Source organism: Paracoccus subflavus (genome assembly GCF_004310345.1).
In the GTDB taxonomy this organism is placed as follows: Bacteria; Pseudomonadota; Alphaproteobacteria; order Rhodobacterales; family Rhodobacteraceae; genus Paracoccus; species Paracoccus subflavus.
This window is the reverse complement of record NZ_SISK01000008.1, coordinates 143,155-168,642: the sequence shown is the minus strand read 5'-3', so window position 1 is coordinate 168,642 and position 25,488 is coordinate 143,155. Positions and strand designations below refer to the sequence as shown.

Genomic DNA, 25,488 nt, shown 5'->3' with positions numbered 1-25,488 from the left:
GCGCACGGATCGGCGCCATCCACTCCATCGTCTTTGCGGGCTTTTCACCCGATGCGCTGGCGAACCGCATCAACGACTCGGGCGCCAAGGTCGTGATCACGGCCGATACCGCGCCCCGCGGCGGGCGCCGCACCAATCTGAAGGCCAATACCGACGCCGCCCTGCTGCACTGTTCCGATCGGGTGCGCTGTCTGGTGGTCAAGCATACCGGCGACCAGACCACCTGGATCGAGGGGCGCGACGTGGATGTCAGGGAACTGATGCGTCATGCCGGCCCCGATTGCCCGCCGCGCCCGATGAGTGCCGAAGACCCGCTGTTCATCCTCTATACCTCGGGTTCGACCGGCAAGCCCAAGGGCGTCGTGCATACCACCGGCGGCTATCTGGTCTATGCGGCGATGACGCACCAGTACACCTTCGATTACAGGGACGGCGACATCTTCTGGTGCACGGCCGATGTCGGCTGGGTCACGGGCCACAGCTATATCGTCTATGGACCGCTGGCCAATGGCGCCACCACCCTGATGTTCGAGGGCGTGCCGACCTGGCCCGATGCCGGCCGCTTCTGGGAGGTCTGCGCCAAGCACAAGGTGACGCAGTTCTATACCGCGCCCACCGCCATCCGGTCGCTGATGGCCAAGGGCACCGACCCGATCCAGGGACACGACCTGTCCAGCCTGCGCGTCCTGGGCACCGTGGGCGAACCGATCAACCCCGAGGCCTGGAACTGGTACAACGACAACATCGGCAAGGGCCGCTGTCCCATCGTCGATACCTGGTGGCAGACGGAAACCGGCGGCCATCTGATCACGCCGCTGCCGGGTGCCACGGAAACCAAGCCCGGTTCCGCCACCCTGCCCTTCTTCGGCATCAAGCCGGTGATCCTGGATGCCGCCACCGCCCATGTGCAGGAGGGCAACCCCGCCGAGGGCGTGCTGTGCATCGCCGATAGCTGGCCGGGCCAGATGCGCACCCTGTGGGGCGATCACGACCGCTTCATGGAGGCGTATTTCCAGCAGTATCCGGGCTATTACTTCACCGGCGACGGCTGCCGCCGGGATGAAGACGGCTATTACTGGATCACCGGCCGCGTCGATGACGTGATCAACGTCAGCGGCCACCGGATGGGCACGGCCGAGGTCGAATCCGCCCTGGTCGCGCATGAAAAGGTGGCCGAGGCTGCGGTCGTGGGATACCCGCATCCGCTGAAGGGTCAGGGCATCTATGCCTATGTGACGCTGATGAACGGCGTCGAGCCCACCGAGGAGCTGCGCGCCGAACTGGAAAAATGGGTCCGCACCGAGATCGGGCCCATCGCCAAGCCCGACCTGATCCAGTGGGCACCGGGAATGCCCAAGACGCGGTCGGGCAAGATCATGCGCCGCATCCTGCGCAAGATCGCCGAAAACGACTATGGCAGCCTGGGCGACATCTCGACCCTGGCCGAGCCCGAGGTCGTGGACGACCTGATCGCCAACCGGATGAACCGGGGCTGACGGGGGGTCGCCGCACCTTCATGACAAGGCGGCCTCCGGAGGAGGACCGGGTGCCGCCAGACCTGCCCGACGAGCAATCCCGGTCAGAGGTTTCGGCTTGGTCCAACCGCGATCCAAGAAGGCTTGAGCGTCGAAATTTCCTGCCAGCCACCGGCCGGCATAACAGGAGGAGGACAGATGACTTACATATCGCCCGACGCAACGACCCGTTCGCGTCCCATGACGTCCGAGGAAAAGAAGGTCATTCTGGCCTCGTCCGCGGGCACGATCTTCGAATGGTACGACTTTTATCTTTACGGCTCGCTGGCCGCGATCATCGGCTCGCAGTTCTTCACGGCCTTCCCCGAGGCAACGCGCAACGTGTTTGCGCTGCTGGCTTTCGCGGCGGGCTTTCTGGTGCGGCCATTCGGCGCACTGGTCTTTGGATCGCTGGGCGACATCATCGGCCGGAAATACACCTTTCTGGCCACCATCCTGATCATGGGCTTCTCGACCTTCCTGGTGGGCCTGCTGCCGGGCTATGCATCCTGGGGCATCGCCGCGCCGATCATCCTGATCGCACTGCGGATGTTGCAGGGCCTGGCGCTTGGCGGCGAATACGGCGGCGCGGCGGTCTATGTGGCGGAACATGCGCCGCAAAGGCAGCGTGGCTATTTCACGGCCTTTATCCAGACCACCGCGACCCTGGGCCTGCTGCTGTCCCTGATCGTGATCCTGCTGGTCACGTCCTATGTCAACGCCAATTACCCGGCGGTTCCGCAGGTGGGCCTGGATGGCCAGCCGCTGCTGGACGCGACGGGCGCCCAGGTCATGCTGGACCCGTTCCGGGCCTGGGGCTGGCGGATCCCGTTCCTGGGGTCGGTCTTCCTGCTGCTGATCTCGCTGTATATCCGACTGCAAATGAATGAATCCCCCGCCTTCAAGAAGATGAAGGAAGAAGGCACGCAGTCCAAGGCGCCCCTGACGGAAGCCTTCGGCAACTGGAAGAACGGCAAGATCGCCCTGATCGCGCTGTTCGGCCTGACGGCAGGGCAGGCCGTGGTCTGGTATTCGGGCCAGTTCTACGCCCTGTTCTTCATCCAGAACGTGATCAAGGTCGATCAGTTCAGCGCCAACGTCTTTGTTGCCTGGTCGCTGATCCTGGGCACCGCCGGGTTCATCTTCTTCGGGTCGCTGTCTGACCGCATCGGCCGCAAGCCGATCATTCTGGGCGGCTGCGCGCTTGCCGCGCTGACCTATATGTGGGTGTTCCCGATGCTGACCAGCGTCGCCAACCCGGCGCTGTCCGCGGCACAGGAAACCCCGGTCACGGTGACGGCGGCGCCGGACGACTGTTCGTTCCAGTTCAACCCGGTCGGCACCGCGCAGTTCAACAATAGCTGCGACATCCTCAAGGCGGCACTGGCGCGGTCCTCGGTCAACGTCCAGGAAACGGTCGATGCCCCGGCGGGCACCGTGGCCTCGGTCCAGGTGGGCGAGACGGTCGTGCAGGCCTATGACGGCAATGCCCTGACCGGCGAAGCGCTTGCCGCCGAAAAGGCCCGTTTCACGGCCGAGATCAACGCGGCGATCACGGCGGCGGGCTATCCGCTGACGGCGGCCGACAACACCACCGTCGCCAAGGCCGACCACTTCTTTGACATCTTCAACGGCCAGAACATCAAGGTCGTGCTGATCCTCACCTATCTGATCGTGCTGGTGACGATGGTCTATGGGCCGATCGCGGCGCAACTGGTGGAACTGTACCCGACCCGCATCCGCTATTCCGGCCTGTCGCTGCCCTATCACATCGGCAACGGCTGGTTCGGTGGCCTGCTGCCGGCGACCGCCTTTGCGATCTCGGCCCAGACCGGCAACATCTACGCGGGCTTGTGGTATGCGATCGTGATCGCGGTGATGACGGTGATCATCGGCGTCATCTTCGTGCCGAACAATACCCACAAAAAGGATATCTTCGCCGACGACGGCCTGTAATCAGCGGGCGGGCCGGGATGCGTTCCGGCCCGCCGCCCCATCCGTCAGACCGGAAAGGCACCCCGCATGGCCAGGATTCTTGTTGTCGAGGACGAGGACAACATCGCCCTGGCGCTGGAGTTCCTGCTGACGCGCGACGGACATGCCCATTCCCGCCTGTCCACGGGAAATGCCGCTCTGGCGACGATCCGCAAGGAACGCCCCGACCTGGTCCTGCTGGACGTGATGCTGCCCGACATATCGGGTTACGAAATCGTCGAACTGCTGCGCGCCGATCCCGGTCTTTCGGGGGTGCGCATCTTGCTGATGACCGCGCGCGGATCGCTGGTCGAAAAACGCCGTGGCCTGGCGCTCGGCGCGGACGGCTTCATCGCCAAGCCCTTCGAGCCGTCCGAATTGCGGGCCGAGATGACGCGGCTTCTGACCTGAAGCGCAAGCAATCCCCCTTCTCGACGCCGTTGCGGCCACGGACCGCCACTTGTCCGTCCCCGCCCGCAATGGAATGCGCAATCCCCCGCATGATGCCGATCAGGTGCAGTCGATGTCCAGGATGGTGTTGAAGCGGTTGTTGTCGGGATCGACATCCACCACGGCCGGGCCGCCCGTCGCCCCGATGACGGCCTGGGGAAAGATTCGGCCCGGCCCCGGCGCATTGCAGGCGATGCGATAGGTCACCCGTTCGACCCGCCGATAGCTGCCGTCCACCCGCCCTTCCGTAAAACTGGTCGGATCGGCGGTCTGGACGGACAGGTTCGGCGACACGAAGAATGGCGCTATTGCCATCGAAACCCCGTCCGTTTCGCCCTGGAGGTTCTGGAACGTCGCACGCAGGGTGACATGGGTGAATTCGGACACAGGCAGGCTGCGCTGCGATCCGTCCACGGCGGTAATATCGGCTTGCAGGTCGATCTGGTCGCAGGCGATGTCGGCCGGTTCGGCGGCACAGAAATCCTCGATCGCCCGATCCAGCCGTGCCTCCATGACCTGCCCCGATTGCAGGTCGGTGATGCGCACCGACGACAGGGCCTTGCTGTAGGGCAGCACATAGCGAGCCTCCTCGACGGCCAGCCGTTCCGCGTTGCGCATGTGGGGATGGGGGGCGTTCCACTGGTCCATCAGACTGCCGCGGCGGTCGATGATCTCGACCAGGATGTCGCCCCCGTCGCCGCGCCGCACATTGGCGCGGGACTTGACCAGGGCAATGGACGCCGGCTCCAGCATGGCCGCCCCATGGGGAACACGCAGCACGATGGACCGCTGACCATCGTCAAAGGCCGTCGGGTCGATCTGGCCTTCGATCGAAGGCGGCTCCTGCGCGGCCACCAGAACGGGTATCGCGGCGATCAGGATCAGGGACAGCAGGCGGGCCATGATCAGCATCCCTCGGCAGCGTTGGCGCAACGGTCCAGCAGCCAGTCGGCGCGCCGCCGGTCAAGGCGGTTGAAGGTCATCCGGTCATCCGTCATCAGATCGGGCAGGGGGTCCGAGGTAAAGACCATGCCCGTGATGTTGCGGCAGACCGCCGCCGTGCCGTCGGTCGGCAGGTCGTTCGTGCAGGCCTGGATGCCGTTATAGACATTGGGCAGCATGGGCGCCTGGAAATAGCCTCCGTCGCAGCAGTATTCGTCGGCAAGGCCGAAGGGAACATGGCCGGTTTCATGCACCGCCGCCGCCGCGTCGTTCGTGGCGCCGCCAAAGGCCCGCAGGCTGGGGGCTGCACAGTCGCGCTGCATGGCGGCGTCCCGGTGGGCGATCCAGCCGACATCGGCAAAGGCATACTGGTCCCAGTCCTCGGGCGGCTGGACCAGGATGCAGGTGGTGGCCGTGCCCTGGAAATCGGCCGTGGACCGCCCCAGCCAGAAGTTGAAGCGATGCTGGTTCGCCAGCACATAGGGGTTGTTCATGAAGCTGGTCCACAACGCCTGACGGATTTCGGCCAGGACGGCCGGCTCCTCGGGCAGGGACAGACCGGTGAGGCCGGCAGGCGGGGCGAAATCGCGGTCCACCAGCACCACCACGTCGATGGCGCGGGCTGCGGATGCAGCGACCCCGACCGGGCTCCAGCGTTCGGCGGGAAAGCCTACGCGCACCAGACGCGACCGGGTATCGGCCATTTCCGCGTCGGGATTGGCGCCGACGGTGTTGCGGGCACGGCATTGCAGGACGAAATGCGGTCCGTTCGCCGTAAAGGCATAGGCGGTCTGGCTTTGCGCCGTGGCCCGCTGCATGATGGTGTTGTTGACCAGGATTTGCAGGTCTGAGGCGACCTTTGGCCCGCCGGCGCCGTCCAGCACCTCCATGTCGATCGTCACCGCGTCCCCGGGCCGGGGCAGCAGAGGGTCTTGCAGACAGCGCACCAGAAGCCCTGGTGAGCTGGGGGGCCAGAACACTTCGAGCCTGAGCGTGGCGCTGTCGCCCTGGTTGATGGCGATATCCCATCCGCAGGTGGTCGAAATGCCGTTCCCGGTGATGGCGCAACTGCCGAAATCGACATCCAGCCGCGCGTCGATGGTGGTATCGTCGCCGAAATTCAGCCCGCTGTCGTAATCGAGCGCCCGGAAATGCAGCTCTCCCCCGCCGCTGGTCGAGGGGACATCGAATTCGAATTCCCAGTTCGGATGAATCGTTTCCTCGCCCTCCTGGCGGGCAGCCTCGTTTTCAAAGGGAATTGCCGTGCCGTTGCGCGGCGTGAACGACCCGGCCACATAGAAATCGGAATCCGACAGGGAATCGTTGTCGTCGCCACTGTCGGAAAGCCGCAGCACCGTCATCTTGACCGTGAAATCGGGGGTGGGCTGCGCCTGTATCGGGGTGGCGCAGATCGCAAGAATGGCAATCAGGACAGGGGGAAACCAGCCTTTGGCGGCAGTAGGGCTGCATGACATGATAACCTCGACACCAAAAAGAATCACCCAGGTCATTTAATAATAATATATTTTCCTGTTTTTATTGTTTTTAATTATTATGGAAAAAATATAAGTCAAATCGGCGCTTCCCGGAATATCCGTTCTTGTGCATCAGCCGCAGATGCTTGCGGTGTCTTGCGCCCGGCATCGGGACGCTGCAATGCTGCGCCCCGGAACGCCGATGGGGAACCTGCCATGGACGAATACTGGATCTGTCGCCGCGACAACCCGCATTTCCGCCTGACCGAGGATGGGCGCGATTTTTCCACCACGGCCGCCCCCATGGCGTTTCCCAGCCATGACGCCGCCTTCGACTACATGACCCGCGAGAACACGCAGCCGCCGCTTGAGGGGGTATCGCTGGAAATCGTCAAGGCCGACGCCTGACCGCTTCAGCAGGCCGCCTCAGTTTGCCGTATGGACGCTGCGCAGGTCGGCGCTGATCCGGCAAAGCAGCCCGGTGGGGTGATAGTCGATCTCGACCTCGCAATCGGTGGTGCCCGACAGCCCCGCCCGGATCAGACGCGATCCCGACCCCAGGGTCCGGGGCGCGATCACCGGCGGGCCGCCTTCTTCGGTCCAGGTCAGCACGAAACGGTCATTCCCGGCAACGTCCGAGACGACCTCCCACCGGATGTGGACAAGGCCCGCGTTGTTCGACAGGGCACCGTATTTCACCGCGTTGGTGGACAGCTCGTGCAGGACCAGCGACAGCGACAGCGCCGGACGCGAGGCTATCGACAAGGGCGGACCCTCGACCCGGAACCGCGCCTGTCCGGATTCCTGATGCAGGGCCAGGACCTTGGCGACGATATCGCCGATCATGGTACTGTCGGCATGACCCCGGATCAGGATGTCGTGGGCCCCCGACAGGACGCGGATGCGGTCGCCCAGAACCTCGGACGCGGTGGCCAGGTCGGTGGCGGTGCGCAGCGTCTGGTTGACGATTGCCTGGATCATGGCCAACTGGTTCTTCATCCGGTGGCTCAGTTCGCCCAGGATCATCTGGCGGCGCTTTTCCTCGTCCACCCGTTCGGACACGTCCAGGGCCTGCACGAAGATGCCGGTGATGGCGCCTGCGTCGTCGCGGATCGGGTGGAACAGATAGTCCAGAAAATGTTCGCGCGGGGCGGCATCGGGGCTGGATTGCAGCGTCACGGGGATGTTGCGCCCGATATGGGATTCGCCCGTCCGGAAGACCTTGTCCAGAATGGCGATGAAGCCCTGGTCCACAATCTCGGGCAGGCCCTCGCGGACCGTCTTGCCGATGATATCGTGACGACCCACCAGCCTGACATAGTCGCTGTTCACAAAACGGAACACATGGTCCGGGCCGTCCAGCAGGGCCACCGCGCCAAGCGCCACCTCGAAGACCTGCAGGAAGTCCCTGCGCTCGGCCTGCTGGGCGTCGCGAAGGGCGACCGAGGCGGTGGTTTCGAGGCAGGCGCAGAGCATCCCCACCACCTGTCCGCTGCGGTCGCGCACCGGGTTGTAGGAAAAGGTGAAATGCGCCTTTTCAGGATAACCGTTGCGATGCAGCATCAACTGCAGTTCATCCTTCGCGGTGCCCACGCCCTGATAGGCGGCCGCGATCAGCGGACCCACGTCGTTCCAGATATCGAACCACATCTCGTGGAAGGGCCGACCCAGACCGGCGGGGTGGCGCTTGCCCGCGATGACGCTGTAGGCATCGTTGTAAAGCGTGATCCGGTCCGGCCCCCAGACGATGAACATGGGCTGCGCCGAGGCCAGCACGATGCCTGCCAGCACGGCCAGTTCGTCCGGCCATTCGGCAGGATGGCCAAGCGGGTGGCGCGACCAGTCCATCTGCCGCAGCAGTGCCCCGCATTCCCCGCCCCCCTGCAGGAACGGCAGTGTCGCCCCGTCCGTCATGATGGCATCGACCAATCGGTTGTTTCGCCTTCCTTATCTTGGGACGGGTCCGGCTGCCACATGACATTTGACAATCGGCGGCAGACAGCCTGCGGGCCGGTCCTTGCGGGGGCGCGGCGGTCTCGCCAAACTGTGACCGGCGCCGGGGGTGACGGCCCGCCGCCCCTGCCCTTAAGTCGGGCGATCATCTTCTTGCGCACGGAAAGCCCATGGGCGACACCCCCTCGACCGCCGACACCCGCTCGGGCGACCGCTATGCGCGGGAACTGGAACGGCATCTGGACTGGCTGGATACCTTTACCTCGACCGCGCTCGGCGTGCTGGCGGCGGCTTCGGGGATCTATACCTATCTGGGGGTGCGGACGCTGCTGGACGATCCGGGCGTCTGGACGACCTTTGCGGCTTTGTCCTATTCGATCGCGGTGTCGGTGGGGATCTTCGTCTTCTGGTCCTATATGCTGCGCCTGCTGCCCGCGGTCCGGACGGCGGCGGCACGCGGCGGCCTGCTGCTGACCATGGCCCTGGGCTGCGTGGCCATCATCGCCATGTCGTCCTGGCTGAACGCCGCGGCCTTGGCCGGGGGCGCCGCCGTGGAAACCCACATGGCGACCACCGTGCAGCAGTATCAGGCCGCCCTGGAACGCGCCCATGCCAATGCCGTGGCGGGCCAGTCCCTGTCGCGCGACGTGGCCCGCGTCCGCCAGAGCTTCGACGACCTGTCCGAGCAGGAGGCCGGCGGCACGCTGTCGGGCTTTTCCGGACGCGGCGCGGTGTTCCGTGTCCTGACCCAGAAGGGGGCCGAGCTTGCCGCGCTCGAGGATCAGATGACCGTCGTGGCCCAGCCGATCGAGGATGCCTTTGCCCAAGGCAACACCATCCTGGCCCGGATGCGCAGCCTGTCGGTCGAACCCGGCGGGATCGAGGATCGCACCGTCCGCTTTTCCGAGGACGCGGTCGAACTGTCGGGCCTCATCACCCAGTTGCGCCAGTTGAACCCCGCGCCGCTGGTCGCGCGCGCCGCGCAGGATCTGGCGGATGCGGTGGTCCTGCCCGAACTGGACGGGTCATCCGCCGACATCCGCGCGGGCCAGAACAGCACCATCAATTCGGTGCTGAGCCTGGTGGAACAGCGCGCCGCGACCCTGACCGCCGCCGCGACCGAGGTTCTGGCCCTGCCCCAGCCGTCCGAGGCGATCTATACCCCCCTGTCGGCGGCGGACGCGGTGATCGTTTATGCCGGCAACTTCATTCCCGCCTGGGCGGGCGCCATTTCCATCGACCTGCTGCCGGCCGTTCTGGTCTTCATCATCATGGTCGTCCAGGCCGCGATCCGCGGTGGCCGGGGCGAGACGATGACCGACGACCGCATGACCGTGGGCGAGTTGCGCAGCGCCCTGGCCGCCGCCGACCTGCTGCGCCAGACCGAGCCGGGGCCACACGACCCTGCAGCCGCGCCGCTGCGACCGGGGCCATGACGTGAAACGGCTGGCCACCCCGCAGGGCGCGATCCGCGCGGTGCTGCTGTCGCAGGTGCTGCTGGCGGGCGCCATCGTGCTGCTGGATCTGCGCGCATCCCCCGGCGGGGCTGCCCCGGACCTGTTCGCCCCGCCTGCCCAGGGGCCGTCCGTGCGCCCCTATCGCCCCGACCTGCGCCCGGCGTCGCCCGGCGCCCCCGCCATGCGCCCCATGCCCGATCGCCTGGAATTCGCCGTTGCCGACGGAGCCATCCGCGTTATGGGCCAGATCGCGCCGGGCGATGCCGACCGCTTCCTGTCCTGGCTGGACGAAACCCGGCCCGCCGAAAGGCGTGTCAGCCTGGACAGTTCGGGCGGGTCGGTCGCCGATGCCCTGGCCATCGGCCGCACCATCCGCGGCGCGGGCTATGACACCGAGGTCGGCGACGGCGGCGTCTGCATGTCGGCCTGTCCCTATATCCTGGCCGGCGGGACCGAACGGCGGGTGACAGCGGGCGGCGTCGTCGGTGTCCATCAGCACGATTTCGGCGAGAACACCTTTCTTCCCGCCTTCATGGCGATCCGCGACCTTCAGCGCAGCCAGGCGGGCGTTCTGGACTATCTGTCGGACATGGGGATCGACCTGCGCCTCATGTCCCTGGCCCTGCGCACCCCGCCCGAGGACATCACCGTCCTGACCCCCCGGCAGATGCAGGATCTGCATCTGGTCACCGGCTGACACAGGGTCGGGTCCTGCGGCGGGACAGCCTGGCCACGGCATCGGGGGCCCCGAGGATCGTCCGGGTCGCATCTCGGCCCTTCGGGACCGCCGCGGCCTTTGCCTGCGGCCCGGACAAGGTGCGGCTCAGCGCCCTGATCGACCGGTTGGCGATTCCCCTGGCTGGTCGGAGGCGGCAGGCGGTGATCGCCGTCGGTCAGGACCGCGCGACCGGGGGCCACATGCGCTGCCAGACTCCGTCGCGGCGGATCATTGCATGATGCAGCGCCGCGCCCACATGGATGAACAGCACCCCGATCAGGGTGAAGGCGGCAAAGGCATGAAAGTCCTTGGCAAATTCGGCAAGGGGCTCGGACTTGGCAAGCCACGGCCCGGCGCCCAGACGGTCCAGAAGCTCGATCGGAAAGCCGCCGGCGCGCACCCTGACAAAGCCGCTGACCGGCATCGCGATCAGCAGGGCATACAGCGCGGCATGCGACGCCCCGGCCGCGCGGCGCTGCCAGCCGGGCATCGAGGCGGGCAAGGGCGGCGGCGGGTGCATCAGGCGATAGGCCAGCCGGGCGAGGATCAGGAAAAACAGCAGCACGCCGGTGTTCTTGTGAAACAGGAACAGCGCGTCCTGAAGCGGCCGGGAAATGCCTTCGCGGGTCATCACAAGCCCTGCCGGGATCATCAGCAACACCGCTGCCGCCACGATCCAGTGCATTGCGCGGGCGGGGGTCCGATAGCCTTGCAGAGGGTGGGGCATGGCGCGGCTCCTTTGGAAGCCACTCTATCAGAATGCCGGGAACCCGCACAGGCGTTTGACGAGCGGCCTTGATCGCGCGCTTGACGGATCGCGGACTTGGCCCGAGGCTGGGCGGAATGCGCGATGCCCCTTTCCCCGGATGGCACAGGCCCCCCCGGCAGACCCGCCGGGCGCCGTCCCTTGCGGTGCAGGTCGGCGTGGCCGCTGTCCCCGGTCTGGCGGCGATCTGGGCGACCTCGGTCCTGACGGCCGGGACGGGCACCGGCCTCAGTGGCGCGGTTCTGGTATTCCTGCTGGTCTGCATGGCCGTTGTCCTGGCGATGCGGGACGGCTATCCGCATGGCCGGATCGGCGGCTGCAACAGGGTCACCCTGCTGCGGATGGCTCTGGTCGCGGCCCTGCTGGTGCCGCTGAACGCCGGGTATGCCGGGGGTTGGATCGTCGCGGGGATCGCCGCCGCCGCCCTGATCCTGGACGGCGTGGACGGGCATCTTGCACGGCGCAGCGGCCTGGATTCCCGCTTTGGCGCGCGCTTCGACATCGAGGCGGATGCCGCCATGGCCCTGGTCCTGGCCCTGCATGTCCTGGCATACCGGGCCATGATCCCCGAGGCGCTGATCCTGGGGCTTACCCGATACGCCTTCGTGCTGGCGCAGGGCCCGTGGCCCTGGCTGCGGGCCGATTTGCCGCCGCGCCGGTGGCGCAAGGTGGTCTGCGTGCTGCAACTCTCGGCGCTGATCGCCGTGCAGGTTCCCCTTGTCGGCCCGGATTCCGCCGCGGCCGTGGCGCGTCTTGCCGCAGGGGCGCTGATCCTGTCCTTCTGGGTGGATCTGCGCTGGCTGTGGCGGCGTCGGCCATGACCGGGCGGGACTGGGCCAGCCTGGCGGCGGCGGGACTGGTGATCCATCTGGCCCTGGCTCTGCCCGACGCGCCCGTGCCGGGGGGGCAGGCGTGGCTGCGGGTGGCGCCCGAACTGCCGCTGATCCTGCTGGCGCTGCCCCTGTCGGGGCGCATCGGGCGGATCGCGACTGCCGTCCTGCTGGTCCTGCTGACGGCGCAGAAGACCGCCGACTGGGCCATGAATGCGGCCTTGGGGCGGCCCTTCAACGTCCTGGCGGACCTGCCGCTGCTCGCGCCCGGGGCGGAGCTGGCGCGGGAAACGCTGGGCCTGTCGGGACTGCTGGCGGGTCTGGCGGCAACCCTGGCGCTTGGGGCCGCAGCCGGGGCGGCCTTGTGGTGGGCGACCGGGCAATGGAGCCGGCATCCCCTGCCCCCTGCCATGGCCATCGGTCTGGCTGCGGCCGGCGGCGCATTCACGGCAACGGCCCTTGCCGGGGCCGCATGGGCGGGCAACGGCCCCTATGCCGCGGCCCGGCTGGCGCTGTTCCAGCAGACCGCCCGCGACCTGCGGCAGATGCGCGCCTTGGCCGCGCGTGACGAGCTGGCGGGGACGGCCGGGCTGCTGGCGGCCATCGACCGCGATGTGCTGGTGATCTTTGTGGAAAGCTATGGCCGGGCCAGCTTTGACGTTCCTTTCCACGCAGACCGGCACAGGGCAACCCTGGAACAGGCGCAGCCGCGGCTGGCCCAAGCGGGTTTGGCAATGCGGTCGGGCTTTCTGGTGGCGCCGACGCAGGGCGGGCAAAGCTGGCTGTCCCATGCCACCCTTGCCAATGGGCTGTGGATCGCCGACCAGACGCGCTATCGCACCGCCCTGGTCAGCGGGCGGCAGGGGCTGTTCCATCACGCCCGGCAGGCGGGGTTCCGGACGGCGGCGGTGATGCCCGCCATCACCAGACCCTGGCCCGAGGCCGCGACCATGGGGTTCGACCACATTCTGGCGGCGGGCGATCTGGGCTATCGCGGTCTGCCCTTCAACTGGGTTACGATGCCCGACCAGTTCACCCTGGCGGCGACCGACCGGTTGCTGCGCGACCGGACCGGGCCGCCCCATCTGTTCGCGCAGGTCGCGCTGATCTCGTCCCACGCGCCCTGGGTGCCCGCGGCCCGCCTGCTGGACTGGAATCGCCTGGGAAACGGGGCCGTCTTCGACGCCATGGCCCGTGCCGGCGACCCCCCCGAGGTCGTGTGGCGCGACCGCGACCGGGTGCGCCATGCCTATCGGGACGCGGTGGACTACAGCCTGCGGACGGTTCTGGACTATGCGCGCCTTCATGCCGCCGACCCGCCCCTGATGATCGTTCTAGGCGATCACCAGGCGGTGCCCTGGGTGGCGGGGCAGGATGTGCCCGACGTGCCCGTTCACCTGATCGGCCCGCCGCATCTGGTGGACCGCGCCGCCTCGTGGGGACTGGCCCCCGGCCTGGTGCCCCCGATCGGGCACGAGGCCCTGCCCATGGACCAGATGCGCAACCTGATCCTGAGGGGCTTTGGCACCCTTCCGCCGCACAGATGATCGCCATTGCGCGCCGGGCCAAAGGGGCGTCACATATGGGGGGTGCCATGCCCCATCGTCACGGAGGTTTCCGATGCCGCTTCGTTCACTGTCGCGCCGCACCCTGATGACCACCGCCACGGCAGGCCTTGCCCTGGCGGGGATGGGCCTGCGCGCGCCTGTCCGGGCCGCCACGCCGGCAGGACTGCAATTGTCCTGGCTGCATTCGGTCCAGTTCGCGGGCAGCTATATCGCGCTGGAAAACGGCTGGTGGCGGGACGCGGGGCTTGACGTGACCTTGCTGCAGGGGGGGCCCAATGCCCCGGTCGAGCCGCCGGTGGTCGCAGGCACCGCGCTGATCGGGATTTCGGCCGCCGACTATGCCTCGGCGGCGGTGGCGCAGGGGGCGCCCTTCCGCATCATCGGCGTGGCGATGCAGAAGAACCCCTTTGCCATCGCCTCGCTGCCCGAAAACCCGGTCCGCACGCCCGCCGACCTGCCGGGCCGCCGCATCGGCATGGCCTTGGCGAACATGCCCGTCCTGCAGGCGCTTTGCACGCTGAACGGCATCGACATCGATGCCATTGCCGTGGTTCCCACCCAATATTCGGCCCAGCCGCTGCTGGCGGGCGAGGTCGATTGCCTGCTGTGCTGGGAAACCGACCTGCCGGTCGCGATGGCCGTGCAGGGGGTGGAATCAGAAACCATGCTGCTGGCCGACCATGGCTATGTGCTGCATTCCCAGACCTATATCGCGACCGAAGACAGCCTGGCCAGCCGCCGCGCCGATCTGGTCGCGATGATGGCGGGAGAGATCCGGGGGTGGGAAACCTGCCGTGCCGACACCGACGCGGCCGCCGATCTGACACTGCGGATGTTCCCCGATGCGGGCCTTGATGGCGCCATGCAGCGGATGCAGGCCAGACGCCAGATTCCCCTGATGTTTTCGGACCTGACGGACGCCCGGGGTTTCGGCTGGTGGACGGATGAGGGGGTCGAGGCGAACATCCGCACCCTGTCGGCCATGGGCCGCGAGGTCCGGCCCGACCTGTGGGACCGTTCCATTCTAGAAGAAATCCATGGCGCCTGACGACCACCCCCCGGCGGCGATCGTCTGCGCGGGGCTGGTCAAGCGGTTCGACAACGGCATGACGGCGGTGGACGGGATCGACCTGACGCTGGCGGGCGGGCGGACCACGGCCCTTCTGGGTCCGTCGGGCTGCGGCAAATCCACGCTCTTGCGCATGATCGCGGGACTGGAGGAGCCGTCCATCGGGGGGATCACGATCGCGGGCCAGCCACCGGCCGCGCTGTGCCGGCAGGGCTCGCTGTCGGTGGCCTTTCAGGACCCTTGCCTGCTGCCCTGGCTGACGCTGCGCCAGAACATAGCCCTGGGGCGCAAGCTGGCGCGGCTGCCCGCCGATCCCGCCACGGTGGACCGCCTGATCGACCTTGTGGGCCTGGGCGGGTTCCAGCAGATGCGCCCGGCGGCCCTGTCGGGGGGGATGCGCCAGCGTGCGGCCATCGCCCGCGCCTTGGCAACGCGCCCGCGCGTGCTGCTGCTGGACGAACCCTTTGGCGCGCTCGACGCCCTGACGCGCCGCCAGTTAGCGCAGGATCTGCCGCCCCTTTGGCGGCACGCGGGCGCCACCACGGTTCTGGTCACGCACTCCGTAGACGAGGCCGTGATGCTGGCGGACCGCATCGTCGTCCTGTCGCCCCGCCCGGCCCGCGTCCTGGCCGACATCCCCGTGCCGCTGGACTGGCCCCGCAGACCGGACCTGTCCGAAGCCCCCGCCTTTCGCAGGCTGGTCCAGACGGCGCTTGCCGCCCTTGTCCGGGGGGGCGAACGATCGCAAGCCGTGGCCGCGCAATAGGGCAGCCCGCCCCCTGGATGGGCCTTCTGGTCCTGCTGGCACTGTGGCAGGCCCTCGCGCTTGCCGGAGGCGGCTATCTGCTGGCGGGACCGCTGGGGGTGGCTAGCTGGCTGGCGGCGCATGGCGGGCTGATCCTCAGGGCGCTGTCGGTGACGCTGGCCAATGCCGCCTGGGGGTTCCTGCTGGGCAATCTGGCGGCGATCCTGCTGGCGGCGATCGCCCTGGTCTGGCCGCGCCTCTTGAACCTGGTGGGCGGCCTGGCCTTGGTGGTGTTCTGCCTGCCGCTGGTCGCCACCGGGCCGATCCTGCGGGTGCTGATGGGTCCGGGCGAAGGACCGCAGGTCGTTCTGGCGGCGCTTGCCGTCTATTATACCACGCTGATCCCCCTTTTGGCCGGGCTGCGGGCCGCGCCGCAGGTCTGGTTCGACCTGATCCGCAGCTATGGCCGGGGCCGCTGGTCCGAACTGGCCCATGTCCGCGCCCGCGCCGCCCTGCCCTATCTGCTGGCGGGATTGCAGATCTCGGCCCCCGCGGCCGTGCTGGGCGCCATGGTGGGCGAATTCACGGGGGCCGAGCGGGGCCTTGGCGTGCTGACCATCCGCTTTACCCGCGATCTGGACGTGCCGGCACTGTGGGGGGTGGCGGGCATCGCGGCGGCGGCCTCGATCGTCCCCTATGCGGCTCTGGGATGGCTGGGCGCGCGGATCGCCGACGACAAGCCTCCGGTCATCCTGTCGCCCCCCCGGATCGTGCGGGGATCGCCGTTTCGCAAGGCGGCCGGAACCGCGCTGCTGGTCGGGGCGGTTTTGGTCCTGTGGTGGGGCGGGATGGAGGTTCTGGGGCTGAACCGCTTTTTCGCCAAACGCCCCGACGACCTGGCCGAGGCGCTGTTGTGGGCGCCGGATGCTGCCCGGACGCGGCAGGTGCTGTGGGCCGCGACGGTGCAGACCCTGATCTGGGCCCTGCCGGGCTATCTGGCAGGACTGGCGGCCGGCGCAGGCCTTGCGATCCTGCTGTCGCTGCTGCCGTGGCTGGGGTCGCTGATGACGCCCCTGGCGGTGGCGCTGCGGTCCATCCCCATCGTCACGACAGCACCGCTGGTGGTGGTGCTGACGGGACGGGGCGCCGCCGGCACCATGACGCTGGTGGCGCTGATGGTGTTCTTTCCGACCTTTGTGGCCTGTCAGCACGGGCTGCGCCAGGCACCGGGGCCGATCCTCGATCTGTTCCGCTCCCATGCGGCGGGGCGGCTGGCCCGGCTGCTGCACCTGCGTATTCCGGCCATGCTGCCCGCGCTGTTCGCCTCGGCCCGGATGGCGGTGCCGGCGGCGATCCTGGCGGTGACGGTGGTGGAATGGCTGGCCACCGGGCGGGGTCTGGGCAGCCTGATGGCGCTGTCGGCCTCGCTGTCGGATTACGATATGCTGTGGCTGACGGTGGCGGTGGTCACGGTCATGGCGGCGCTGTTCCATGCGGCCGTGTCCGCCGCCGAACGCCGCGTGCTGGCGGCCTTTGCCCCCGAACAGACCCACGCATGACGCGCCCTCCGCTGGCTTTCGCCATTCCGGGCGACATCGCCACCCTCACCGGAGGCTATATCTACGAACGCCGCCTGCTGGAGGGGCTGCGCCGGGCGGGCCACGACATGCGGCATCTGGAACTGTCCGCAAACTTTCCCGATCCCTCGACCGCCGACATGGCCCAGGCCGTCGCAGCGCTTGCCGAGCTTCCCGCGGACCGCCCGGTGATCCTGGACGGCCTGGTCTTCGGATCGATCGATACCGCGGGCCTGGCACGGATCCGCGCGCCGGCGGTGGCGATGATCCACCATCCCCTGGCGCAGGAAACCGGCCTGACGCCCGCCCGGCGCGACCACCTGTTCAGGACCGAGCGCGACAACCTCGGGCTGGTGCGGCATGTGCTGGTGCCCAGTCCGCATACCCGCCGCATCCTGATCGAGCGTTACGCCGTCCCGTCCGGCACCATCAGCGTCGTCCGCCCCGGCACCGACCGGCCGCGCCTGCCGCCCCGTCCGCAGCATCCCCCGCTGATCCTGTCGGTGGGCATCCTGCACCCGCGCAAGGGCCACGACATCCTGATCGCCGCCCTGTCTCGGCTGGCCGACCTGGACTGGCGGGCGGTGATCGCCGGCAACCCCTGGGACCGCGACCATGCCCGGGCCCTGGCCCGGCAGTGCCGCGCCAGTCCCGTGGCGGACCGGATCACCCTGGCGGGCCGGGTGTCCGACGAGGTCTTGCAGGATCTGTATGCGCGGGCGCATGTCTTTGCCCTGGCTACGCATTACGAGGGACACGGCATCGTTTTCGACGAGGCTCTGGTGCGCGGACTGCCCATCGTCAGTTGTGCGACCGGCGCGGTGCCCGACACGGTGCCCGGCGGCGCGGGCCTGCTGGTTCCGCCGGGCGATCCCGATGCCCTGGCAGGCGCCCTGCGCCGGGTCATCGCCGATCCGGACTGTCGCCACCGGATGGCCATGGCGGCGGGGGCCGCAGGCGCAAGGCTGCCCAGTTGGCAGGGAATGGCCGACCGTGCCAGCCTGGTCCTGACCGGGCTGTTCGGGGGCTAGCCGTCCTCGGCTTCCTCGGGAACCTGTTCCTTGGGGGCAGGCGCGTCGTCGGCGCGCAGGCCAAAGCGCAGCCCCACGTCGGGGGCATAGCGCGGCAGATCGGACCGCAGCCGCATCAACGCCAGATCCTTGGTCTTGGCCTCCAGCATCACATCGAAATCCAGGTTGCCGGCTTCGCGCATGAAGGTGGCGAATTCGAAGGGATTGACGAAATCCGCATGTCCCGTCCAGACCGGGGGCAGCAGCACCGTCTTGACGCGCGAGGCGGCGGTCACGACGTCGCGCGTCGGCGCGGTGCCTGCGGGCTTGTCGGACCTCAGCGCCGCGCGTTCCCTGTCGCTGACCTTGCGCTTGACCTCGCGCATTTCGGTGCGGGGGGACGAGAAATGGATCTTGGGCCGCACCCCCTAGGGCCAGGCCCTCGGGGTTGAGACACCAGTGGTGTTGATAGTCGAAGATCAGCGGCACCCCGCAGCGGTCGTGAATCCACAGCACGTCCGCCGCCGAAAAGCGGATGTCGTCGTTTTCCAGCACCAGGCGGCGGCGTACCGGTTCGGGGCATTGCTCATAGCCCCTGATCCAGCGGGCGCGGCTGGCCTCGCGGTCGTCATAAACGCCGCCCACATGCGTGACCAGCACCGCCTCGGGGCCCAGGGTCATGCGGTCCAGCATTTCGGCCTGAGAGGCAAGATCCCAGATGCTCTTGTCCGTCAATGCCTGATCGGGGCTGTTCAGCAGCACGAACTGTGACGGATGGAACGACAGCCGCAGGTCCAGGTCGCGCGCCCGCCGCCCCAGGGCAGCAAGTTCGGCATCGCTCTCGGCGACCATGCCGTGGAACTGCGGCATGTCGGGATGGGTCGCATAGGGCGCCAGATCCGAGGACATGCGATACATGTCGATGTTCTTTTCGACCAGATGGTCGAAGATCGCGTGCAGATGTTCCAGCGAGGTCTTGAGATGCGGGTTCTGCTGCCAGCGGCGGGTGTCGCTGCTTTTCAGTCCAGGCTCTGCCATCACCTTGACGGGAAAGCCCAGACGAAGGGGGCGGTTGGTCATAGGGGCTCCTGTGCGTCGGAAAAACCGATCCGGGCGGCAAAGTCGTTCCGGTGGACGGGCCATGGCCCGCGATGACAGGCGCCGCCTCGGGGTAGCTCTGCGGGACATGATGGCTGATCGGCACGGTCCATCGTCCGCGCCGGGATCAGCGGGGGACGGGCCGGGTCGACGGCCCTTGGTGCAGTCCTGGAGGCGGGACCGGCCTCGGCGGGGATGAGGGGGGCTTGCGCGGTCATGCGCGTCAACGGCGCAACCCTCGGACGGTTTCATGCATTTCCCGGACAGCCTGTCGCAGGCGGGCTGACCGGAACACCACAAAGGACATCCGCAGATGACATCGACGAACCAGACACGCGAACGCCTGGCAGGCATCGCCCAGAGCCATGGCTTTTCCCCCCGGACCGCCGAGGGGATGCTGGAGGCCCTGCGGCGCGGCGGCGGCACGCAGGCGCAGTTCGACCTGCCCGAGGCGGGGGGCATGGGGCAGTTGTCCTCGGGCGGGATGCTGATGATCGGCGACATGTTCGACAGCGGCCTCAAGGCCCGCGTGCAGGCGCTGATCGCCGACCTGCTGCCCTTGGCGCAGTCCCTTCCGGACCGGGACGGCGGCGATGACCGCCAAGCATCGGACTGGCCCGCCGACCTGGGCCGACCCGGCGCCAGCGGGGCGCAGGGGGACATGCGCTATGCGGTCTTTCCCGACACCCGGCGGCTGGCGATCCGTCAGGGCGACCGGCTGTCGGTCTATGACACGGGCGAGCATCGCATCGGCGGAGTATCCCAGCAGCAGGGGGGCAGCAGCAGCCTGACCTTTTCCAGCCAGCATGGACCCGTGTCGCTGGACAGCCTGACCCCGGTGGCGATGCCGGGCGACGCGGAACCCGGCCCTGCGCCCGCCGATCGGACCCCCGGCGACGACGGCTCGATCCCCGCCCGGATCGAACAGGTGCACGGCCTGTTCACCCGCGGCGTCCTGACGCGCGAGGAATACGAGGCCAAGAAGGCCGACCTGCTGTCGCGGATGTGACGCGCCTCAGCCGCAGGTCGAGGCGGCGATGACCGGAAACAGCGTGACCGCGCTTGCCACCGCGCCGATCCAGTTTCCGGCCCGGATCAGCCCTGCCTGCGTGCCCTCCCCGCCCGGCCCGTTCAGCACGATCAGCGCCCCGTGGACCGCCAGTCCCGCCAGCCACAGCGCGATCATGCCCAGGGGATGCAGCGGCCCCAGCGGCGTCTGGCGAGCGGGCCAGTCCCAGGCGCAGCCCAGGCCGTGCAGGCCATAGACGGCGCAGAACAGCACCGCCCACAACCCCGGCCCCGCCAGCATCCGCGCCACCCAGGTCATGCCAGAACCTCTTGCAGGACGACCACCGCGACCGACACGGCCGAGGTCGCCAGCCAGAAATCCCCGAACAGGCGCCAGACCGGCGCGGCCCCGCGCCGGGTCCGGCTGACCCGTCCGGCCCGGATATCGGCCAGGCTGCGCAGGCCCATCATCAGCGCGATCACCCCGTGGACGGCGGCATGGCCCAGCAGCACACCGCGCAGCGCGTTGCGGGCATGGCGCGTCGGATCGTCAAGCTGCAAGGCAAGGCCCGCCAGCAGGGCCAGGCCCAGTATCGCGGCCAGAATCCCTGCCAGGGCCGCCTGTCCCCCCAGCGGGCGGGTGCGCCGCGATTCCGCCAGCCGCGCCGCCAGCGATCCGCCCGCCATCGCCAGCAGCGCCCCCCCGGCCAGCCACAGGTCAAGCATCGACAGCCCGCTGTCCGGCGCGGGCCAGTTCGGCGCGATCACGGTCAGGAATGCCACCCCGAACAGCAGCGACGCGTAGAGCGTCCCGTCGGCCACCAGCAGCGCGACCGCACCGCTAAAGGCCAGGGTGTTGCGGCACTGGTAATGTTCAGGCAGGGACAGTCCGGGGGCGACGGGGATCGGCGCGGCCTCGTCGGCGGTGCCCATGATCCGGCCCCACCGCCACGCGGCCCACAGGATCGCAAGGATGGCCAGCGGCGCCAGCGGGTAAAGCCCCGCCAGCATCAGCAGAACGAGGCTGCCAATGGTCGCGGCGGTGACGATGGGCAGGGCGGTATTGCCGGGCAGGACGGCCACATGGTCGGGCCGCCCGCTGCCCGGATCGACGACCAGCGTCTCGCGCCGACCGCGCGGGGCGCCGGGCAGCAGCCCCTCGCCCCGCGCCAGGGGCAGCAGCGCATCGGCCGTGTCGCGGCCCGGTCCGGGCAGCGAGGCGACGTTGTAGGACGGCGCGGGCAGCGCCATGGCCCAGTCCAGCGTCGGCGCCCGCCACGGATTGCGTCGGCTGCGCCGCCCGAACAGCCATTGCATCGCGATGTCGAGCGCGAACAGCGCGAACCCCGCCGACATGACCATGCCGCCGATCGAGGATATCAGGTTCAGCCACTCCCATTCGGGATTGTCGGGATACACGTCTATCCGGCGCGGCATCCCCAGCAGCCCGGTCAGGTGCATCAGGAAAAAGGTGCCGTGGAACCCGACCAGGATCAGCAGGAACGCGGCCTCGCCCAGGGCGCGGACGCGGAAGCGCCCGCAGATCATCGGCATCCAATAGGTGATCGCGGCCAGCATCGGAAAGACGAAGCCGCCGACCAGGACGTAATGCAGATGCGCCGTGACGAAGGCCGTGTCATGGGCCTGCCAGTTGAAGGGCACCATGGCCAGCATCACGCCCGTCAGCCCGCCCATCACGAATGTCAGAAAGAACCCGGCGACGTGCAGCATCGGCAGGCGCATCGTCACCCGCCCCGCCCACATCGTGCCGATCCAGGCAAAGATCTGCACCGCCGTGGGCACCGCCACCAGGGCCGAGGCGGCCGAAAAGAATGCAAGCGCCATGTGCGGGATGCCCACGGTGAACATATGATGCACCCACAGCCCGAAGGACAGGAACACCAGCCCTAGGATCGCCGCGACGATGGCCCCGTATCCCAGGATCGGCACGCGGGCAAAGACCGGGATGATGGTGGACAGCACGCCCGCGGCGGGCAGAAAGATGATATACACCTCGGGGTGGCCGAACAGCCAGAACAGGTGCTGCCACAGCAGCGGGTCGCCGCCGCGCAGGATGTCGAAGAACGGCCAGCCTGCGGCGCGCTCCAGTTCCAGCAGGATCGACCCCAGGATCAGCGGCGGAAAGCCCACCAGCATCATCGCCGCCGTGCCCAGCATGTACCACCCCATCAGCGGCATCGCAGCCAGCCGCATCCCCGCGGCGCGGCAGCGCAGGATGGACACGGTGATCTCGACCGCGGCGGCGATGGCGGAAATCTCGACGAACGTGACCCCCAGCAGCCAGACATCGGCGCTGATGCCGGGGGTATGGGTCTTGCCCGACAGGGGCACATACATGAACCAGCCGCCGTCGGGGGCCACGCCCGCCAGCAGCGACAGCAGAATGATAATGCCGCCGAACAGATAGCACCAGTAGCCAAGCGCGCTCAGCCGGGGAAAGGCCATGTCCCGCGCGCCCAGGATCTTGGGCAGCAGCCATAACCCCAGACCCTCCAGCATGGGGATGGCGAACAGGAACATCATGATGCTGCCATGCATCGTGAAGATCTGGTTATACAGGGCCGTGTCCAGGAAGGCCCCGTCGCGGGTGGCAAGCTGAGCGCGGATCAGCATGGCCAGCACCCCGCCGATGCCGAAGAACACGATTGCCGTCGCCATGAAGCGAAGCCCCAGCGTGCCGTGGTTGACCGAGGTCAGAAATCCCCGCCAGCCAGGCAGGTCAGTCCAGACCCGGTCCAGTTCGCGGTGCAGGCGGATTGCGCGCTGCGGGGGATTGGGGGCGATGGCGGGGCGGGTGTCGGTCATGGCGCGGTTCCCCCTGCGGATGCCGACCCTTGGGGCAGCGGGGCAAGATCGGGCAACGGCCCGGACGGGTCATAGACCACCACCTCGAACCGCATGGCGGCATGGCCCAGGCCGCAGAATTCGGCGCACAGCCCCTCGTATCGGCCGGGGGCGTCGGCCTGAAGGCGGTGCACGTTCCGGCGGCCGGGGATGGCGTCCATCTTGCCGCCCAGTTGCGGAACCCAGAAGGAATGGATCACGTCGCGGCTGGTCAGAACGATGTCGAAGGGCTGCCGCGCCGGCACATACAGCACGCCCTCGGTCCTGACCGGGCCATCCGGGCCGGGCTGCACGAAGCTCCAGCCCCATTGATAAGCCTCGGCCTGCACGGCAAATGCGCCGTCGTCGCGCGCGATCATGCGTTCGCCGATCCACAGCGCAAAACCGACCAGCATTGCGAGGACCGCCAGCGGAAAGGCCAGCCCGCCCCAGATCGTCCAGGGCCGTTCAACGGTTGCGCGCGGGCCGCTGCGCAGCGCGATCCAGGCCAGGGACAGCACCAGGATCGTGATCAACCCCGCGCCGCCCAGCATCACCCACCACAACAGGGCGATCCCGGACGCGGCGGGGCCCGCGGGCGTCAGCGTGCTGAACGCGCCGTCGCATCCCGCCAGCAACGGAACCGCCGCCGCGGCAGGGGCTTTCCCCCTGACCCTCACAAGGAACCGATGCCGATGCGACCCAAGCGCACCTGGAGCCAGCGACGCCGCCTTGCCGATCCCATCGAGGAACATGCGGCCTTCGACAAGACCGAATCCCGGATCGCCCTTGCCGGCCATCCGCTGCACGCCATGATGGTCACATATCCCATCGCCCTGGCCTTTCTGACCTTTGGCGCCGACGCGCTGTTCTGGTGGACGGGCGATCCCTTCTGGCCGCGGGTGGCGGTCTGGACCGCAGGCGTCGGCTTTGTCGCGGGCGTGTTTGCGGGGATCACCGGCGCGGTCGAACTGCTGATCGTGCCAGGCATCCGCATCCGTGCGCCAAGCTGGACCCATTTCATCTTGGCCTGCACCCTTTTGTCGGTGATGGGCGTCAACTGGGGCTATCGCCTGCCCGACGCGCAGGCGGCGGTCCTGCCCTTCGGTATCCTGATCTCGGCCCTGGGGATGGGGATGACGGCCGTGACCGGATGGCACGGCGGCAAGCTGGTGTTCGATTACCGGATCGGGACGCAGCGCGATCACAGCGATTGATCCTGGGTCTGCAGCATGAATTGCGGCAACAGGCCCGCGACCCAGGCCAGATCGGGCTTGGCCAGCACCAGCCACAGCACGGCGGCCATGGCCGGGATGGCAATCACCAGTGCCATGATCGGGTTCGGCATGGCATAGCCCCGGCTGCGCTCTCCATTCGCCATGGCACCCTGCCGCTGCACGCCGGATTGTTCGATCAGGTGGCCGATCCAGGCATGGACAAGCGCCATCAGGCTGACAAGGGCCAGCTTGGCGATGAACCACAGATCGAACACCCCGGCCGCGAAGATCAGCCCGGTGCCCGCGACCACGGCGATCACGGCGGCGGGGGTCACGAAGGCCACATAGCCGTAATGGGTCAGCAGCCGGAACTCGGAAAACCGCGACTGCCGCCGCGCGCCGCCATAGCCGATCAGCAACAGCGGCAGGGCGATCAGCCCCGCACTCCAGACCAGGATGGCGGCGATGTGCAGGGCCTTCAGCGCGGCGATCATGCGGCCAGACCGTTGTGCCAGCCGCGCCGCAGCAGCACAAAGGCCAGCCCGGCCATGGGCAGGAATCCCGGCACCCACAGGATCAGTCCGGCCAGTTGCTGATCGTCCAGGGCCGACAGGCCCCACAGCGCCGCACCATCCACATGCTGGAGATAAAGCAGCCCCGGCGCAAAGGTCAGCACCGCACCCAGAAGGCCCATGATCCCGGCAAGGCCGATCGCCAGAAAGGCGTTGCCCAGCAGGTGCCGGGCGTCGGCGCCCGGCGCCAAAACGGTCGACCAGAAGGCCCAGGCCGGCAGCAGCAGCGCGGCCTGCATCAGCCAGTAGAGGCCGTCGGAAAACCAGATCGCCGCATAAACCGCAGGCAGGTGCCAGGCGACCATCGCCGCGGTCATCCCCGCCGCCGCGATCCAGGCGGGCAGGCGTGCCGCCATCGGCAGCGCCAGGGCCAGTGCAGGCGCCGCCACCCCGGCCAGAACCAGATGGTGCAGGGCACGGCCCGACAGCAACGCAACCGTCAGCGCGCAAAGGGGCGAGACGAAGGCCAGGATCAGGGCCGCCATCGCGACCCAGCGGGCCTGCCCCCTGCCCCATCGCCACAGCGCAAGGCCAAGAACCCCAAGCCCCGCCAGCAGCACCGGATCGGCGTTCCACGCGATCCACAACGCCTCGGGCGGCAGGGCCGGTCCGCAATAGGGCTGGCTCATGTCACGACCGCCTTTCTTCGTGTCCCTCTGTCATAAGCCGCCGACAGGGCCACGGGTTTCACGCGGCGCGGT

At 68.2% G+C, this 25,488-nt stretch carries 24 protein-coding genes and 1 pseudogene; 14 read left to right on the top strand and 11 right to left on the bottom strand.

Annotation, left to right across the window (positions count from 1 at the left end; genetic code table 11):
• From acs to EYE42_RS11820, 3 genes are all read left to right on the top strand, one after another.
• The coding region (acs, locus tag EYE42_RS11830) for an acetate--CoA ligase (RefSeq protein ID WP_130991537.1) at nt 1-1,496 on the top strand (1,496 nt) is incomplete at its 5' end.
• Nucleotides 1,497-1,673: 177 nt separating this feature from the next.
• Complete coding sequence (locus EYE42_RS11825; RefSeq protein WP_211657936.1) at nt 1,674-3,470, top strand: MFS transporter; 1,797 nt, start codon at nt 1,674-1,676, stop codon at nt 3,468-3,470.
• A gap of 66 nt (nt 3,471-3,536) precedes the next feature.
• The gene (locus EYE42_RS11820) at nt 3,537-3,899 is read left to right on the top strand and encodes a response regulator transcription factor (protein ID WP_130991536.1); all 363 of its coding nucleotides are present in this window, start codon (nt 3,537-3,539) and stop codon (nt 3,897-3,899) included.
• A 99-nt stretch (nt 3,900-3,998) separates the two neighbouring features.
• Here the strand turns inward: EYE42_RS11820 and EYE42_RS11815 are convergent, their stop codons facing one another.
• Together EYE42_RS11815 and EYE42_RS11810 are read right to left on the bottom strand one after the other, a co-directional pair.
• Nucleotides 3,999-4,841, bottom strand: coding sequence for a hypothetical protein (locus EYE42_RS11815; RefSeq protein WP_130991535.1), 843 nt, complete (start codon nt 4,839-4,841; stop codon nt 3,999-4,001).
• Nucleotides 4,842-4,843: 2 nt separating this feature from the next.
• Complete coding sequence (locus EYE42_RS11810; RefSeq protein ID WP_130991534.1) at nt 4,844-6,382, bottom strand: hypothetical protein; 1,539 nt, start codon at nt 6,380-6,382, stop codon at nt 4,844-4,846.
• Nucleotides 6,383-6,571: 189 nt separating this feature from the next.
• Here EYE42_RS11810 and EYE42_RS11805 point away from each other — a divergent pair, with 189 nt between their 5' ends.
• Entirely contained in the window at nt 6,572-6,763 is a 192-nt protein-coding gene (locus EYE42_RS11805) for a hypothetical protein (RefSeq protein WP_130991533.1), read from the top strand.
• An 18-nt stretch (nt 6,764-6,781) separates the two neighbouring features.
• On the opposite strand, the gene EYE42_RS11800 is transcribed toward EYE42_RS11805, so the two are convergent.
• Nucleotides 6,782-8,284: a sensor histidine kinase gene (locus tag EYE42_RS11800; RefSeq protein WP_130991532.1), complete on the bottom strand. Its 1,503-nt coding sequence runs from the start codon at nt 8,282-8,284 to the stop codon at nt 6,782-6,784.
• Between the two features lie 194 nt (nt 8,285-8,478).
• Here EYE42_RS11800 and EYE42_RS11795 point away from each other — a divergent pair, with 194 nt between their 5' ends.
• Both EYE42_RS11795 and EYE42_RS11790 read left to right on the top strand, forming a co-directional pair.
• Nucleotides 8,479-9,744 (top strand): hypothetical protein, encoded by a 1,266-nt coding sequence (locus EYE42_RS11795; RefSeq protein ID WP_130991531.1) that lies wholly within the window; start codon nt 8,479-8,481, stop codon nt 9,742-9,744.
• A 1-nt stretch (nt 9,745) separates the two neighbouring features.
• Nucleotides 9,746-10,462 carry a COG3904 family protein gene (locus EYE42_RS11790; protein WP_130991530.1) on the top strand — a complete coding sequence of 239 codons (717 nt, stop codon included), beginning with the start codon at nt 9,746-9,748 and terminating at the stop codon, nt 10,460-10,462.
• Between the two features lie 196 nt (nt 10,463-10,658).
• On the opposite strand, the gene EYE42_RS11785 is transcribed toward EYE42_RS11790, so the two are convergent.
• Nucleotides 10,659-11,210, bottom strand: a complete 552-nt coding sequence (locus EYE42_RS11785; protein ID WP_130991529.1) for a cytochrome b — start codon at nt 11,208-11,210, stop codon at nt 10,659-10,661.
• A 116-nt stretch (nt 11,211-11,326) separates the two neighbouring features.
• Between EYE42_RS11785 and EYE42_RS11780 the strand changes: the two genes are divergently transcribed.
• From EYE42_RS11780 to EYE42_RS11755, 6 genes are all read left to right on the top strand, one after another.
• Nucleotides 11,327-12,070: a CDP-alcohol phosphatidyltransferase family protein gene (locus EYE42_RS11780; RefSeq protein ID WP_130991528.1), complete on the top strand. Its 744-nt coding sequence runs from the start codon at nt 11,327-11,329 to the stop codon at nt 12,068-12,070.
• Entirely contained in the window at nt 12,067-13,626 is a 1,560-nt protein-coding gene (locus EYE42_RS11775; RefSeq protein WP_130991527.1) for an alkaline phosphatase family protein, read from the top strand. Before EYE42_RS11780 ends, EYE42_RS11775 begins: the two co-directional genes overlap by 4 nt.
• Before the next feature lie 73 nt (nt 13,627-13,699).
• Nucleotides 13,700-14,695 carry an ABC transporter substrate-binding protein gene (locus EYE42_RS11770; RefSeq protein ID WP_130991526.1) on the top strand — a complete coding sequence of 332 codons (996 nt, stop codon included), beginning with the start codon at nt 13,700-13,702 and terminating at the stop codon, nt 14,693-14,695.
• Entirely contained in the window at nt 14,685-15,482 is a 798-nt protein-coding gene (locus EYE42_RS11765) for an ABC transporter ATP-binding protein (protein WP_130991525.1), read from the top strand. The genes EYE42_RS11770 and EYE42_RS11765 overlap by 11 nt, the downstream gene beginning before the upstream one ends.
• 17 nt (nt 15,483-15,499) lie before the next feature.
• Nucleotides 15,500-17,020, top strand: a complete 1,521-nt coding sequence (locus EYE42_RS11760) for an ABC transporter permease (RefSeq protein ID WP_130991524.1) — start codon at nt 15,500-15,502, stop codon at nt 17,018-17,020.
• Nucleotides 17,017-18,069: a glycosyltransferase family 4 protein gene (locus EYE42_RS11755; protein ID WP_130991523.1), complete on the top strand. Its 1,053-nt coding sequence runs from the start codon at nt 17,017-17,019 to the stop codon at nt 18,067-18,069. Before EYE42_RS11760 ends, EYE42_RS11755 begins: the two co-directional genes overlap by 4 nt.
• Here EYE42_RS11755 and EYE42_RS16210 read toward each other — a convergent pair.
• Both EYE42_RS16210 and uvsE read right to left on the bottom strand, forming a co-directional pair.
• Nucleotides 18,066-18,473, bottom strand: a complete 408-nt coding sequence (locus tag EYE42_RS16210; RefSeq protein WP_211657935.1) for a hypothetical protein — start codon at nt 18,471-18,473, stop codon at nt 18,066-18,068. The genes EYE42_RS11755 and EYE42_RS16210 overlap by 4 nt on opposite strands.
• 31 nt (nt 18,474-18,504) lie before the next feature.
• Nucleotides 18,505-19,086 (bottom strand): annotated as a pseudogene (gene uvsE / locus EYE42_RS16590) (UV DNA damage repair endonuclease UvsE); the annotation flags it as partial.
• A gap of 373 nt (nt 19,087-19,459) precedes the next feature.
• Between uvsE and EYE42_RS11745 the strand changes: the two are divergent.
• Nucleotides 19,460-20,155, top strand: a complete 696-nt coding sequence (locus EYE42_RS11745) for an SHOCT domain-containing protein (RefSeq protein ID WP_130991522.1) — start codon at nt 19,460-19,462, stop codon at nt 20,153-20,155.
• A gap of 6 nt (nt 20,156-20,161) precedes the next feature.
• Here EYE42_RS11745 and EYE42_RS11740 read toward each other — a convergent pair whose 3' ends face one another.
• Genes EYE42_RS11740 through EYE42_RS11730 form a run of 3 tightly spaced genes read right to left on the bottom strand, consistent with a single transcriptional unit; the run spans nt 20,162 to nt 23,636 of the window.
• Nucleotides 20,162-20,473, bottom strand: a complete 312-nt coding sequence (locus EYE42_RS11740; protein ID WP_130991521.1) for a hypothetical protein — start codon at nt 20,471-20,473, stop codon at nt 20,162-20,164.
• On the bottom strand, nt 20,470-22,980 hold the full coding sequence (ctaD, locus tag EYE42_RS11735; protein ID WP_130991520.1) for a cytochrome c oxidase subunit I: 2,511 nt from the start codon (nt 22,978-22,980) through the stop codon (nt 20,470-20,472). The genes EYE42_RS11740 and ctaD overlap by 4 nt, the downstream gene beginning before the upstream one ends.
• Nucleotides 22,977-23,636, bottom strand: coding sequence for a cytochrome c oxidase subunit II (locus EYE42_RS11730; RefSeq protein WP_246020758.1), 660 nt, complete (start codon nt 23,634-23,636; stop codon nt 22,977-22,979). The genes ctaD and EYE42_RS11730 overlap by 4 nt, the downstream gene beginning before the upstream one ends.
• Nucleotides 23,637-23,687: 51 nt before the next feature.
• On the opposite strand from EYE42_RS11730, the gene EYE42_RS11725 reads away from it, so the two are divergent.
• A complete protein-coding gene (locus EYE42_RS11725; RefSeq protein WP_246020757.1) occupies nt 23,688-24,215 on the top strand; it encodes a DUF2231 domain-containing protein in 528 nt (175 codons plus the stop codon).
• On the opposite strand, the gene EYE42_RS11720 is transcribed toward EYE42_RS11725, so the two are convergent.
• Nucleotides 24,203-24,709, bottom strand: coding sequence for a CopD family protein (locus EYE42_RS11720; RefSeq protein ID WP_130991517.1), 507 nt, complete (start codon nt 24,707-24,709; stop codon nt 24,203-24,205). The two genes, EYE42_RS11725 and EYE42_RS11720, sit on opposite strands and share 13 nt — an antisense overlap.
• Nucleotides 24,706-25,416: a cytochrome c oxidase assembly protein gene (locus EYE42_RS11715; protein WP_130991516.1), complete on the bottom strand. Its 711-nt coding sequence runs from the start codon at nt 25,414-25,416 to the stop codon at nt 24,706-24,708. Before EYE42_RS11715 ends, EYE42_RS11720 begins: the two co-directional genes overlap by 4 nt.
• Nucleotides 25,417-25,488 lie beyond the last annotated feature (72 nt).

Excerpts from the sequence above, each read along its gene's own strand:
- EYE42_RS11825 (WP_211657936.1), top strand. The coding sequence starts at position 1,674 with ATGACTTACATATCGCCCGACGCAACGACCCGTTCGCGTCCCATGACG.
- EYE42_RS11820 (WP_130991536.1), top strand. The coding sequence starts at position 3,537 with ATGGCCAGGATTCTTGTTGTCGAGGACGAGGACAACATCGCCCTGGCG.
- EYE42_RS11815 (WP_130991535.1), bottom strand. The coding sequence starts at position 4,841 with ATGGCCCGCCTGCTGTCCCTGATCCTGATCGCCGCGATACCCGTTCTG.
- EYE42_RS11805 (WP_130991533.1), top strand. The coding sequence starts at position 6,572 with ATGGACGAATACTGGATCTGTCGCCGCGACAACCCGCATTTCCGCCTG.
- EYE42_RS11795 (WP_130991531.1), top strand. The coding sequence starts at position 8,479 with ATGGGCGACACCCCCTCGACCGCCGACACCCGCTCGGGCGACCGCTAT.
- EYE42_RS11785 (WP_130991529.1), bottom strand. The coding sequence starts at position 11,210 with ATGCCCCACCCTCTGCAAGGCTATCGGACCCCCGCCCGCGCAATGCAC.
- EYE42_RS11780 (WP_130991528.1), top strand. The coding sequence starts at position 11,327 with ATGCGCGATGCCCCTTTCCCCGGATGGCACAGGCCCCCCCGGCAGACC.
- EYE42_RS11775 (WP_130991527.1), top strand. The coding sequence starts at position 12,067 with ATGACCGGGCGGGACTGGGCCAGCCTGGCGGCGGCGGGACTGGTGATC.
- EYE42_RS11770 (WP_130991526.1), top strand. The coding sequence starts at position 13,700 with ATGCCGCTTCGTTCACTGTCGCGCCGCACCCTGATGACCACCGCCACG.
- EYE42_RS11765 (WP_130991525.1), top strand. The coding sequence starts at position 14,685 with ATGGCGCCTGACGACCACCCCCCGGCGGCGATCGTCTGCGCGGGGCTG.
- EYE42_RS11760 (WP_130991524.1), top strand. The coding sequence starts at position 15,500 with ATGGGCCTTCTGGTCCTGCTGGCACTGTGGCAGGCCCTCGCGCTTGCC.
- EYE42_RS11755 (WP_130991523.1), top strand. The coding sequence starts at position 17,017 with ATGACGCGCCCTCCGCTGGCTTTCGCCATTCCGGGCGACATCGCCACC.
- EYE42_RS11745 (WP_130991522.1), top strand. The coding sequence starts at position 19,460 with ATGACATCGACGAACCAGACACGCGAACGCCTGGCAGGCATCGCCCAG.
- EYE42_RS11740 (WP_130991521.1), bottom strand. The coding sequence starts at position 20,473 with ATGACCTGGGTGGCGCGGATGCTGGCGGGGCCGGGGTTGTGGGCGGTG.
- ctaD (WP_130991520.1), bottom strand. The coding sequence starts at position 22,980 with ATGACCGACACCCGCCCCGCCATCGCCCCCAATCCCCCGCAGCGCGCA.
- EYE42_RS11725 (WP_246020757.1), top strand. The coding sequence starts at position 23,688 with ATGCCGATGCGACCCAAGCGCACCTGGAGCCAGCGACGCCGCCTTGCC.
- EYE42_RS11720 (WP_130991517.1), bottom strand. The coding sequence starts at position 24,709 with ATGATCGCCGCGCTGAAGGCCCTGCACATCGCCGCCATCCTGGTCTGG.
- EYE42_RS11715 (WP_130991516.1), bottom strand. The coding sequence starts at position 25,416 with ATGAGCCAGCCCTATTGCGGACCGGCCCTGCCGCCCGAGGCGTTGTGG.